Source organism: Xanthobacter sp. ZOL 2024, assembly GCF_052932325.1.
This window is the reverse complement of record NZ_CM128808.1, coordinates 991,791-1,003,880: the sequence shown is the minus strand read 5'-3', so window position 1 is coordinate 1,003,880 and position 12,090 is coordinate 991,791. Positions and strand designations below refer to the sequence as shown.

The following is a 12,090-nucleotide window of genomic DNA, read 5'->3' as shown; positions in this document are numbered from 1 at the left end:
TGTGATCGGGCAGGAGGTGCGCATAAGGCGCCGGCGGCGTACTGTGCGCACCTGTTTTCCCTGATACGGCAGCATCGTGAAGAAGATCGGCTTTCTCTCCTTCGGGCATTGGACCCCCTCGCCCCAATCCGAGACCCGCAGCGCGTCGGACGCGCTTTTGCAGTCCATCGAGCTGGCGGTGGCGGCGGAAGAGCTGGGCGCCGACGGCGCTTACTTCCGCGTCCATCACTTCGCTAGGCAATTGTCGTCGCCGTTTCCGCTGCTGGCAGCGGTGGGGGCGCGCACGCAGCGCATCGAGATCGGCACCGCCGTCATCGACATGCGCTATGAGAACCCGCTCTATATGGCGGAGGATGCGGGCGCCGCCGACCTCATCGCCGGCGGCCGGCTGCAGCTCGGCATCAGCCGCGGCTCGCCGGAACAGGTGATCGACGGCTGGCGCTATTTCGGCTACCGCCCGCCGGAGGGCGAGGACGCTTCCGCCATGGCCCGCCGCCATGCCGAAGTGTTCCTGGACGTGCTGCGCGGGGAAGGATTCGCCCAGCCGAACCCCCGGCCCATGTTCCCCAACCCGCCCGGCCTGCTGCGCCTCGAGCCCCATTCCGAGGGGCTGCGCGAGCGCATCTGGTGGGGGGCGAGTTCCAACGCGACGGCCATCTGGGCCGCCAAGCGCGGCATGTATCTGCAGAGCTCCACCCTGAAGGACGACGAGGATGGCCGCCCGTTCGATGTGCAGCAGGCGGCACAGATCCGCGCCTATCGCGAGGCGTGGAAAGAGGCGGGCCATGCCCGCGCCCCGCGGGCCTCGGTGAGCCGCTCTATCTTCGCCCTGGTGGATGACCGCGACCGGGCCTATTTCGGCGGCTCGGGCCAGGACCAGGACCAGATCGGCTTCATCGACGAGAAGACCCGCGCCATCTTCGGCCGCAGCTATGCGGGGGAGCCCGACAAGCTGGTGGAGCAACTGGCCAAGGACGAGGCCATCGCCGAGGCCGATACCCTGCTGCTCACGGTGCCCAACCAGCTGGGCGTCGACTACAACGCCCACGTCATCGAGGCGATCTTGACCCATGTCGCGCCAGCCCTCGGCTGGCGCTGACGGGTGGCGCCCGCAAAGAGAAAGGCGCCGATGGCTGGGCCACCGGCGCCTTTCTCTTTGAACGGGTGAGCCGGAACGCGGCTCATACCAAAGGTTCATGAGCTTTTCTCATGGACCGTTGGTCAAGCCCGCGCGGCGCTTGAGCGGACCCGCGTGGCGCCGGTCGAAGACCGGGGCTGATGGGATCAGGCCTTGTATTCGTAGAGCAGGCGGGCGCGGATGGTGCCTTCCAGCGCCCGGATGTCTTCCAGCACCGCCTGGCTGTCGGCGGCGGAGGCATCGGCGTCCAGCACCACATAGCCGATGTCTGCGTCGGTCTCGTAATACTGCGCAGCGATGTTGACGGAGTGGCGCGCCAGCACCTCGTTCAGCCGGCCGAGCATGCCCGGCAGGTTGCGCTGCACCTGGATGAAGCGGGTGCCCAGCGGGCGGGCCGGCAGCTGCACCTGCGGGAAATTCACCGTGCCGACCGTGGAGCCGGTATCGCTGTAATCCACCAGCTTGCGCGCCACCTCGGCGCCGATGCGCTCCTGCGCCTCCAGCGTGGAGCCACCCACATGGGGGCTGAGGATGACATTGTCGATCCCCTGCAGGGGCGAGGTGAAGCGCTCGCCATTGGAGCCGGGCTCCACCGGGAACACGTCCACGGCGGCGCCGAGGATGTGACCCGAGCGCAGGGCATCGGCGAGCGCTTCCAGATCCACCACGGTGCCGCGGCTGTTGTTGATGAAGTAGGAGCCCGGCTTCATCAGGGCCAGCTCGCGCCGGCCGATCATGCCGTGGGTGGCGGCGGTTTCCGGCACGTGCAGCGTGACCACATCCGCCTGGCCCAGCAGCTCTTCAAGGCTGGCGGTGGGCTCGGCATTGCCCTGGCGCAGCTTGTCGATCAGATCATAGAAGATCACCCGCATGCCCATCGCCTCGGCGAGGTTGGACAGCTGCGAGCCGATGTTGCCATAGCCGACGATGCCGAGGGTCTTGCCGCGCACCTCGTGGCTGTGGGTGGCCGACTTGTCCCAGCGGCCCTCGTGGGCGGCATGCGAGCGGGCGGGAATGCGGCGCAGCAGCATCACGATCTCGCCGATCACCAGCTCCGCCACGCTGCGGGTGTTGGAGAAGGGGGCGTTGAACACCGGGATGCCCTGGGCACGGCAGGCGTCGAGGTCCACCTGGTTGGTGCCGACGCTGAAGCAGCCGATGGCGATGAGCCGGTCGGCGGCTTCCAGCACCTCGGCGGTGATGTGGGTGCGCGAGCGGATGCCGAGGATGTGCACCCCCTTGATGGCCTCCTTCAGCGCATCACCGTCCAGCGCCTTGGCGAGGCGCGTGATATTGGTGTAGCCGGCATCCTGCATGAGCTGCACGGCGCTGTCGTTCACGCCTTCGAGCAGCAGCACCTTGATCTTGTCTTTGGCCAGCGACAGTTGCGGCGGGTTGATTGGGCTATCGGGCACGATCTCGGCGTCCTTCAGCATTGCAGTTCGAGCACTGGCCGGTGGGGTCCTGCGCGGAGCATGGGCACCGGCCTCGTCCCCGGGTGGGGCGATCCTTGGGCGCGAGAACTTAGCGCTTTTGCCGGCTGCGTCTAGGCTCCCCTGCGCCGGCGCGCCCTCGCGCCGGCATGGCCCGCGCAAACAGATGGCCCGTCAGGATTTTTCCGAGTGGACGCGATGTCGCGGGGGGAGTGCCGGTGGACACTGTCATTGCGGCGGGCCGGGCTGCGTCCTTGGCAGGGACCCTGGCCGGGCCTGCTGCCCGCTGTGCTCAAGGCTGGCGTGCGTGGGGCGGGATCTGTATTCCGCAGCGGAAGATCTGGTGCAGTCCGCCCCACGGCACATCAGTTCGCCTTCGCGTAGGGGCAGTTGCTTTCAGCCAGGGGGCGGATGATCTCTTCCGCGGGCATGGCGCGCACCGGCTTCAGATAATCCCACGGCCCCTTGGATTCGGCCGGCGTCTTCACCTCATAAAGGGTCATGCCCTTCATGAGCCGCCCATCGGCACGCACCTTGGCACCCTGGGCATAGAAGTCGTTCACCGGCAGTTCGCGCAGCTTTTCCGAGACCTTCACCGGATCGTCGGTGCCGGCTGCTTCCACCGCCCGCAGATAGGCGAGAACCGCGCTGTAGACCCCGGCCTGGAGATGGGAGGGGGCGGCATCCGTGCCGCGCTCGGCGCGCCACCGGCGGGTGAATGCGCGGGAGGCGTCGTCCTGGTCCCAATAGAAGGGCACCACGAACTGCAGCCCCTGCGCGGTCTTCAGGCCGAGGGCGTGGACATTGGTGATGTAAAAGGCGGTGCCGGCGATCTTCTGCCCGCCCTCCACCAGGCCGAACTCGCCGGCCTGCTTGATGGTGTTGATGGTGTTGTCGCCGGCATTGAGGGCGGCCACCACCTTGGCGCCGGAGGCCTGGGCCTGGAGCAGGTAGGCGGAGAAATCGGTGGTCGCCACCGGATGGCGCGCCACGCCGACGATCTTGCCGCCGGCCGGCACCACCACCCGCTCGATCTGCTGCTGTAGCGACTGGCCGAAGGAATAATCGGCGACGATCAGGAACCAGGTGTCGCCGCCCGCCTTCACCGCCGCCCGGCCGATGGCGTTGGCGATGGTGGAGGAATCATAATTCCACACGAAGGCGGTGGGGGAGCAGGCATCGCCGAACAGCCGGTCGGTCACCGAGCTGACGTTGATGATGACCGCCTTGTTCTTGGCGAGGTCCTGCACCGCCAGGGAGACGGCGGAATTGCCGAAATCGACGATGGCTCCGACTCCGTCCACGTCGATCCAGCGGCGGGCGATGCTGGCGCCGATGTCCGCCTTGTTCTGGTGGTCGCCCACCAGCAGCTCCACCGGCTTGCCCAGCACTTTGCCGCCGAAATCCCGGATGGCGAGCCGCGCCGAGGCCACCGAACCGGGGCCCTGCGGGTCCGCATAGGGACCGGACTGGTCGTTCAACACGCCGATGCGCACCGCATCCTTCGCGACCTGCGCAAAGGCCGGCCCGCTCAGGGCGCTGCTGGCGAGGGCGAGCGACACCAGCGCGCGCCTGAGAGCTTTCCTCACACGATGACCCGGCAACATGGCTTCCTCCCTTGATGACTGTTGTCATTCACTTTTTGATGGGTGCCCGGGGTGTGTCGGCGGTCAGAACATCTCCGCCGACAGTTCGGAAAACAGCTGCGGCGCGGACCGCAATGGGGCCAGCCAGCCGGGGATCTTGGGCAGCTCGTGGGCGCTGAAATAGCGGGCGGCGGCGACCTTTCCGGCCACCAGTTCCGGCGGCAGCTGGTCCGCCCGCTCTTGCGCCGTGAGGGCTTGGTCGAGGGTCATCCAGCCCACCACCAGATGGCCGCAGGCGGAGAGGAGGGCGGTGGCGTTGTCGAGGGCGGCGGTGGCCGCCGGGTCCGCCACTACGCTCTCCACCAGCTCCGCCACGGCGGCACGGGCCATGCCCAGCATGCGGCCGGCCTCCACCAGTGTGGGGGAGGCGGCAGCGCGGGCCTGGGTCGCGTCGATCTGCTGCAGCAAAGCGGCGAACGCGACGCCCTTGTCGCGCACCAGCTTGCGGCCGACGAAATCCAGCGCCTGGATGCCGGTGGTGCCTTCGTGGATGGGGTTCAGGCGATTGTCGCGGTAGAGCTGCTCCACGTCGAAATCGCGCGTGTAGCCATAGCCGCCATGGATCTGGATGGCGATGTCGCTGGCCACCAGCCCCCATTCCGAGCTCCAGGTCTTGGCGATGGGGGTCAGGAGATCAAGCAGCGCTTGCGCCGCCTGGTCCTGTCCCACTTCGGCGCGGTCGGCCAGATGGAAGCAGAACAGCACCAGCGCCAGGGCGCCCTCGGCATAGCTTTTCTGCGCCAGCAGCAGCCGCTTCACGTCGGCGTGGCGGGCGATGGGCACCGGACGGGTGTCCGCCGCGGCGCCGCGCGGGCGGCCCTGGGCGCGCTCGGTGGCATAGGTCACCGACAGGCGATGGCTGCGATAGGCGAGGGCGGCGGCGCCGAGCCCCACCTGCAGCCGCGCCTCGTTCATCATCATGAACATGATGGCGAGGCCCTGGCCGGGCGCACCCACCAGATAGCCCACCGCCCCGGCGGCATCGCCCGGCCGGTGGCGGCCCTCGCCGAAGTTGAGGAGGCAGTTGGCGGTGCCGCGATAGCCCATCTTGTGGTTGAGGCCCGCCACCGTCACATCATTGCGGCTGCCGGCGAACTCCCCCGGCGCCACCAGCACTTTGGGCACCGCGAACAGGGAGATGCCGGCGGTGCCGGGCACGAGCTTGCCGTCGGGCCCGGGGATCTTGGCCAGCACCAGGTGGCAGATGTTGTCCGAGGCATCCTGATCGCCGCCGGAGATCCACATCTTGTTGCCGGCGAGCCGATAGCGGGCGCCGAGGCCGTCGGCGCCATCGGCCACCGCGCGGGTGGTGATGTCGGCCAGCGACGATCCCGCCTGCGGCTCTGACAGGCACATGGTGCCGAAGAAGCGCCCCTCGATCTGCGGCAGGGCCAGCGCCGCGATCAGCTCGGGGCTGCCGAAGCGGGTGAGCAGCCGGGCATTGGCCACCGTGAGCATGGGATAGGCGGCGGTGGCGATATTGGCGCTGAGGAAATGGGCGAAGGAGGCCGCGGCCACCGTCAGCGGCAGTTGCAGGCCGCCGTGCTCAGCGGCAAAGCTCTGGCCGAACAGGCCCGCCTCCGCATAGGCCTTGAGGGCGGTGTGGATGGCCGGCAGGATGCGCACGCTTTCGCCATCGAGCCGCGGCTCGTTCTGGTCGCCCGCCTTGTAGTGGCTGAGGAAGTGGCGGGCGGCGAGGCTGTCGCTCAGGTCCAGAAGGGCGGTGAGGGTCTCGCGGTTCAGCTCGGCGAAGGGCGCAAGCGCGGCGAGACGCTCCACGCCGAGCCAGTCCAGCAGCAGGAAGTCGAGGTCCGATCGGCGGATCAGCGCATCGGTCATGAGGGCTCCTCGGGGTTCGGGGCGGGATGCGGCCGGGCGCTCACAGCGCCGTCATGCCGCCGTCCACCGCCAGGGTCTGGCCGGTGATGTGGGCGCCGGCGTCGGAAGCCAGCAGCAGCACCGCGCCTTTCAGGTCGTCGGCGCCGCCGAGGCGGCCGCGCGGGGTCATGGCGGTGAGGGCTTCGCCGTGGGCATCGAGGGTGCCGGCGGTCATCTTGGAGGGGAAATAGCCGGGCGCCAGGGCATTCACCGTGAGCCCGCGCCGCCCCCATTCCGCGGCCAGGGCGCGGGTCAAGGCGATGACGCCGCCCTTGGAGGCATTGTAGGCGGCGGTGCCTTCCATGCCGGGCAGATTGCCGGTGAGGCCGGCGATGGAGGCGATGTTGACGATGCGCCCGTAGCTCTTGGGCAGCATGGCCCGCGCCGCCACCTCGCGGGTGAGATCGAACAGCCGGTTGAGGTTGAGGTCCATCACTTTGGCCCAGCCCTGGGGCGGATAGGCCTCGGCTGGGGCGCCCCAGGTGGCGCCCGCATTGTTGACGAGGATGTCGATGCGCCCGGCGACCGCCCCCGTGGCCTCCACCAGGGGGACGATGGCTCCGGGATCGGCGAGATCGCTCGTCACCGTGGTGCAGGCGATGCCCTGATGCTCCAGATGGGCCTTGGCGGCGGCGAGTTCGTCCACCTTGCGGGCGGAAAGCACCACATGGGCACCGTACTCGCCCAGGGCTTCCGCCATCTGAAGGCCGATGCCGCGCGAGCCGCCGGTGATGAGGGCGACGCGGCCGGTGAGATCGAACAGGCGATGCAAAGTGCCGGGCGTGGTCACGCAGCGTCTCCATTGAGAGAGGACAGGCCGGTGGCCGCAACGCGGCGCAGCAGCGGCGCCGTCTCCCAGGCCCAGCCCTGATAGCCGCCGGCGAAGGCAGAGATGCGCTCCAGAACCCGGGGCAGGCCCACCCGGTCCGCGTAGAACATCGGACCGCCGCGGAAGCGCGGGAAGCCATAGCCGCACACCCACACCGTATCGATGTCGAGGGGGCGATAGGCGATCTTGTCATCCAGAATGCGCGCGCCCTCGTTCACCAAAGCGAACACGCAGCGCTCGACGATTTCTTCATCGCTGATGGCGCGGCGGGTGAGGCCGAGGCGCTTGGATTCCTCCACCACCAGGGTGTCGATGGCCGGATCCACCTCGGCCTTGCCGCCCTTGCCGTAGAGATAATATCCGGCGCCGGTCTTCTGGCCGAAGCGGCCCATTTCGCAGATGAGATCGGGGATGCGGGAATAGGGGCGGTCGGGCTGCTCCACGGCGCGGCGCTTGCGGATGCTCCAGCCGATGTCCTGGCCGGCGAGGTCCATGGTGCGCAGCGGCCCCATGGCCATGCCGAACGCCTCCATGGCGGCATCCACCTGCTGCGGCAGGGCTCCTTCCTCCAGGAGGACATAGGCCTGGCGCAGATATTCCTCGAACATGCGATTGCCGATGAAGCCATCGCACACGCCGGAGACCACGCCCACCTTGCGGATCTGCCTGGCGAAGCCCATCGCGCGGGCCAGGGTGGCGGGCGACGTTTGCGCGCCCCGCACCACTTCCAAAAGGCGCATGATATTGGCTGGGCTGAAGAAATGGGTGCCGATCACGTCCTCAGGGCGGCGCGTGAAGGCGGCGATCTGGTCGACGTCCAGGGTCGAGGTGTTGGAGGCGAGAATAGCGCCGGGATCGGCCAGCCGGTCGAGGGCCTCGAACACGGTTTTCTTCACCCCCATGTCCTCGAACACCGCCTCGATCACCAGATCGGCGCCGCGCACGTCCGCCATGTCTGTGGAGAAGCGGATGCGGCCTTCCTGGGCGGCGCCGGCCTCGGCGGTGAGGCGGCCGCGCTCCACCGCCCGGGCGATGGTGGAGGCGACGGTGGCCCGGGAGCGGGCGAGCGCGGCCTCGGTGGTGTCGATGACGGTCACCAGCAGGCCCGCCTGCGCCACCGCCAGGGCAATGCCGGTGCCCATGGTGCCGGAGCCGATGAGGGCGACGGCGCGCACCGGCTGGGGCTTCTCCAGGGCTTCGAGCCCCGGCACCCGGGCCACCGCCCGCTCGGCCAGGAACTGGTGCCGCAGGCCGCGCGCGGGCTCGCTCACCAGCAACTGGTCGAACAGCCCATATTCGGCGGCAAGCCCGGCATCGAAGCCGTCCCGCATGCCGGTCTCGATGGCCTCCACGGTGGCCCGCGCCGCATCCCCCGGCGCCCCTGGCGCGGCCTGGGCGCGGGCGGTGGCCAGAGCCTCCGCGGCGCCGTCGGTGGCGGGGGCGGTGTCGCGGCTGCGGCGCCGGCCGGAAAGGGTGCGGGCGAAGGCGATGGCGGCGGTGCGCACGTCGCCCGTCACCACCTCATCCACCAGCCCCATGGCCTGGGCGGTGGTGGCGCTCACCGTCGTTCCGGTGGTGATGAGCTTTACCGCCGGGGCAACGCCGATGCGGCAGGGCAGGCGCTGGGTGCCGCCGGCGCCGGGAATGAGGCCCAGCGTGACCTCCGGCAGGCCGAGCCGGGCGTCGGGCGTCGCGAGGCGATAATCGGTGGAAAGGGCCAGCTCCAGCCCGCCGCCGAGGGCGCCACCTTGGATGGCCGTCACCACCGGCTTGGCGAGGCCGTCGAGGGTGGCGCAGAGGCCGCGGATGGGACCGGCGATGGTGGCGGCGTCGCCATTGAACTCGGCAATGTCGGCGCCGGCGCTGAACATCCGCCCCTCTGAGGCTAGGACCAAAGCGGTGACATCGGGATGGGCGTCGAGGGCGGTGACCGCCTCCCGCAGCGCCTGGGGAATGCCGGCGGTGGCGGAAATGGGATTGAGCGGCGGGTTTGAGAAGACGACAACCCCGATCCCGTTCTCGATGCGTGTTTCGAGTGGCACGAGCTCCCCCTGGACCTTCTGGCGCCTCTTGGCGCAAACATGATGAAATGAATGCGCGCGATTACTGCGCGGCGTCGTCCCGCTTCAGGATGTAATCGGCGAATTGCTTGCGGACTTCCGTCTTCTGCAGCTTTCCGGTAGCGGTGTGGGGCAAGGCGTCTACCACCACCACGTCATCGGGGATCCACCATTTGGCGACCTTGCCGAGGTACCAGTCGAGCAGCGCCGCCTTGTCGATGGCATGGCCCGGCCTCGGCACCACCAGCAGCAGCGGGCGCTCGTCCCATTTGCGGTGCTGGGCGGCGATGACCACCGCCTCCTGCACGTCGGGATGGCCGCAGGCAATGTTTTCCAGGGTGATGGAGCTGATCCATTCGCCGCCGGATTTGATGAGATCCTTGGCGCGGTCGACGATCTCCACATAGCCCGAGGCATCCTCCGTCACCATGTCGCCGGTGCGGAACCAGCCGTCGGCGGTGAAGGCGGCATCGGTGGCGTTGCCCTTGAAATAGCCCGAGGCGATCCAGGGGCCGCGGATGAGCAGTTCCCCGGGGCTCGCGCCATCGGCCGGCACATCCGTGCCTTCCGCGCCCATCACCCGGGTTTCGACGCCGAAGGTGGGGCGGCCCTGGCGGCGCTGCAGGGCCAGCCATTCCGCCTGCGGCAGGTTTTTATTCTCCACCTTGCGCTGGTTGTAGAGGCCGCAGGGGGTGGTTTCCGTCATGCCCCAGGCGTGGTTGACGGTGATGCCGAATTCGTCGTGAAAGGCGGCGGCCAGATGCGCCGGGCAGGCGGCGCCGCCCACCACGATGCGCAATGGTGCCGCGAGGGTCGGGCGGGTGGCGCGCAGATGCTCCAGCACCCCGAGCCACACGGTGGGCACCGCCGCCGACCAGGTGACGGCATGGTTGGTGATGAGATCGCACAGGGCCGCTGCCTGGGGTCGCGGGCCGGGCAGCACCAGGCTCGCCCCCACCAGCGGCGCGCTATAGGGCACGCCCCAGCCGTTGACGTGGAACATGGGCACCACCGGCATCGCCACATCCACCGAGCGCAGGCCGAAGAAGTCCGGCAGATTGGTGGAATAGCTGTGCAGCACGATGGCCCGGTGGGAGTAGAGCACCCCCTTGGGCTGGCCGGTGGTGCCGGAGGTGTAGCACAGGCTCACCGCCTCGTTTTCATCGAAACGGGGCCAATCGAGATCGGGCGTTTCGGCGCCAATCAGGCTCTCATAGGAGATCACCTCCAGCTCGGCCTTGAGCGGGGTGTTGGGCACATCGGCATCCTCGCCGAGCACCACCAGGGTCTTCACCCCGGCCGCCTTCAGCGCAGGGCCGATGGCCTCCGCCACCGCCATCTCCAGCGGATCCACGAACAGCATGGCATCGGCCGCGTCAGTGATGATGTAGGCGATCTGGGCCGGGAACAGGCGCGGGTTGATGGTGTGGCAGATGGCGCCGAGGCCGGCGAGGCCGTAATAGATCTCAAGGTGCCGGTGATCGTTCCAGGCGAGGGTGCCGAGCCGTGTGCCGGGCGCGATGCCGCGCCGGCGCAGCGCCTTGGTGAGGCGGGCGGCGCGGGCCTCGATCTGCGGATAGCTGAACGCGACCGTGCTGCCCTCGGCCCGCCGCGTGGTGACCCGGGCGGCGGTGTGATAGCGCGACGCGAACCGGATGATGTCCGAGACGTTCAGCTCGCGCTGCTGCATCAAGGCGCGCATGCATCCCCCCGTTGTTTGTCTTTTGTGTTCGTGTGGTCCGGGTGCGGAACGTTGGCGCGTCCGCACCCGGCCGTGCTCAGGCGCCGAGGCGCTCGAAGATGGCGGCGATGCCCTGGCCGCCGCCGATGCACATGGTGACGAGGGCATAGCGCCCGCCGGTGCGGTGCAATTCGGCGATGGCCTTGATGGTGATGATGGCGCCGGTGGCCCCCACCGGATGGCCCAGCGAGATGCCCGAGCCGTTGGGGTTCACCCTGGCGGGATCGAACCCGAGCTCGCGGGAGACCGCGCAGGCCTGGGCGGCGAACGCCTCGTTGGATTCGATCACGTCGAGATCGGCCACGGTGAGGCCGGTGCGCGCCAGCACCTTGCGCGTGGCCGGCACCGGGCCGATGCCCATGTGATCCGGCTCGACGCCCGCATGGGCATAGCCGACGAGGCGGGCCAGCGGCTTCAGCCCCTTGCGTTCGGCGGTGGCGGCATCGGCCAGCACCACGGCGGCGGCCGCATCGTTGATGCCGGAGGCGTTGCCGGCGGTGACGCTGCCATCGGGCTTGAACACCGGCTTCATCTTCGCCAGCACCTCGACGGTGGTGTCGGGGCGCACGTGCTCGTCGGTGTCGAAGATCACCTTGCCCTTGCGGGTCTTGATCTCCACCGGAACGATCTGGCTGCGGAAGCGGCCTTCCGCCACGGCGGCCGCCGCGCGGCGATGGCTTTCGGCAGCCAGCGCATCCTGATCGTCGCGGCTCACCTGATGGCGGGCGGCGACGTTTTCCGCGGTGACGCCCATGTGGATGTCGTCGAACGGATCGTGCAGGGCGGCCACCATGTAATCCACCATGCGGCCATCGCCCATGCGCTGGCCCCAGCGCATGCCGGGAGCGAGATAGGGGCCGCGGCTCATGGATTCCGCGCCGGCGCCGATGGCGATGTCGCAATCGCCGAGCAGGATGGTCTGCGCCGCCGAGACGATGGCCTGCAGGCCCGAGCCGCACAGCCGGTTCACGTTGAAAGCGGGCACCTCCTTGGGCAGGCCCGCCTTCAGGGCGGCGACGCGGCTGAGATAGGCATCCTTCGGCTCGGTGGGAATGACGTTGCCCATGGCCACATGGCCCACGGCGTCCGGCTCCACCGCGCTGCGATCGAGCGCCGCCTTCACCACCGTGGTGGCGAGGGTGGACAGGGGCACATCCTTGAGGCTGCCGCCGAACCCGCCGATGGCGGTGCGGGCGGCGCCGACGATGACGACGTCACGGGTCATGAGAATTTCCTGGTGATGGTCGATGGCGCGCCGGCCCGCACTGGTCCGGCGCCGGGGCGCATGATCGCGGTTCAGATCCGGCGGGGATCGGGTGCAACTGCGCCGTTGGCCGGCGTGTCCGCGCGCGGGGCGCAGCGGGA

Annotated in this window: 8 protein-coding genes; 1 reads left to right on the top strand and 7 read right to left on the bottom strand. The window is 69.1% G+C overall.

The window, feature by feature from the left end; translation table 11 throughout:
- The first annotated feature begins 76 nt into the window (after positions 1 to 76).
- Entirely contained in the window at positions 77 to 1,099 is a 1,023-nt protein-coding gene (locus ACU4E7_RS04885; RefSeq protein ID WP_447020834.1) for an LLM class flavin-dependent oxidoreductase, read from the top strand.
- A 185-nt stretch (positions 1,100 to 1,284) separates the two neighbouring features.
- Here the strand turns inward: ACU4E7_RS04885 and serA are convergent, their stop codons facing one another.
- The 7 genes from serA to ACU4E7_RS04850 form a co-directional block, all read right to left on the bottom strand.
- Complete coding sequence (gene serA / locus ACU4E7_RS04880; protein WP_238123218.1) at positions 1,285 to 2,574, bottom strand: phosphoglycerate dehydrogenase; 1,290 nt, start codon at positions 2,572 to 2,574, stop codon at positions 1,285 to 1,287.
- A 362-nt stretch (positions 2,575 to 2,936) separates the two neighbouring features.
- Positions 2,937 to 4,133, bottom strand: a complete 1,197-nt coding sequence (locus tag ACU4E7_RS04875; protein ID WP_238123219.1) for an ABC transporter substrate-binding protein — start codon at positions 4,131 to 4,133, stop codon at positions 2,937 to 2,939.
- A 108-nt stretch (positions 4,134 to 4,241) separates the two neighbouring features.
- Positions 4,242 to 6,056 (bottom strand): acyl-CoA dehydrogenase, encoded by a 1,815-nt coding sequence (locus ACU4E7_RS04870; RefSeq protein WP_447020833.1) that lies wholly within the window; start codon positions 6,054 to 6,056, stop codon positions 4,242 to 4,244.
- 40 nt (positions 6,057 to 6,096) lie between these two features.
- Positions 6,097 to 6,885, bottom strand: coding sequence for an SDR family oxidoreductase (locus ACU4E7_RS04865; protein WP_238123221.1), 789 nt, complete (start codon positions 6,883 to 6,885; stop codon positions 6,097 to 6,099).
- The gene (locus ACU4E7_RS04860; RefSeq protein WP_447020832.1) at positions 6,882 to 8,966 is read right to left on the bottom strand and encodes a 3-hydroxyacyl-CoA dehydrogenase NAD-binding domain-containing protein; all 2,085 of its coding nucleotides are present in this window, start codon (positions 8,964 to 8,966) and stop codon (positions 6,882 to 6,884) included. The genes ACU4E7_RS04865 and ACU4E7_RS04860 overlap by 4 nt, the downstream gene beginning before the upstream one ends.
- Before the next feature lie 61 nt (positions 8,967 to 9,027).
- The gene (locus tag ACU4E7_RS04855) at positions 9,028 to 10,686 is read right to left on the bottom strand and encodes a long-chain fatty acid--CoA ligase (protein ID WP_447020831.1); all 1,659 of its coding nucleotides are present in this window, start codon (positions 10,684 to 10,686) and stop codon (positions 9,028 to 9,030) included.
- A 76-nt stretch (positions 10,687 to 10,762) separates the two neighbouring features.
- The gene (locus ACU4E7_RS04850; protein ID WP_447020830.1) at positions 10,763 to 11,950 is read right to left on the bottom strand and encodes an acetyl-CoA C-acyltransferase family protein; all 1,188 of its coding nucleotides are present in this window, start codon (positions 11,948 to 11,950) and stop codon (positions 10,763 to 10,765) included.
- Positions 11,951 to 12,090 lie beyond the last annotated feature (140 nt).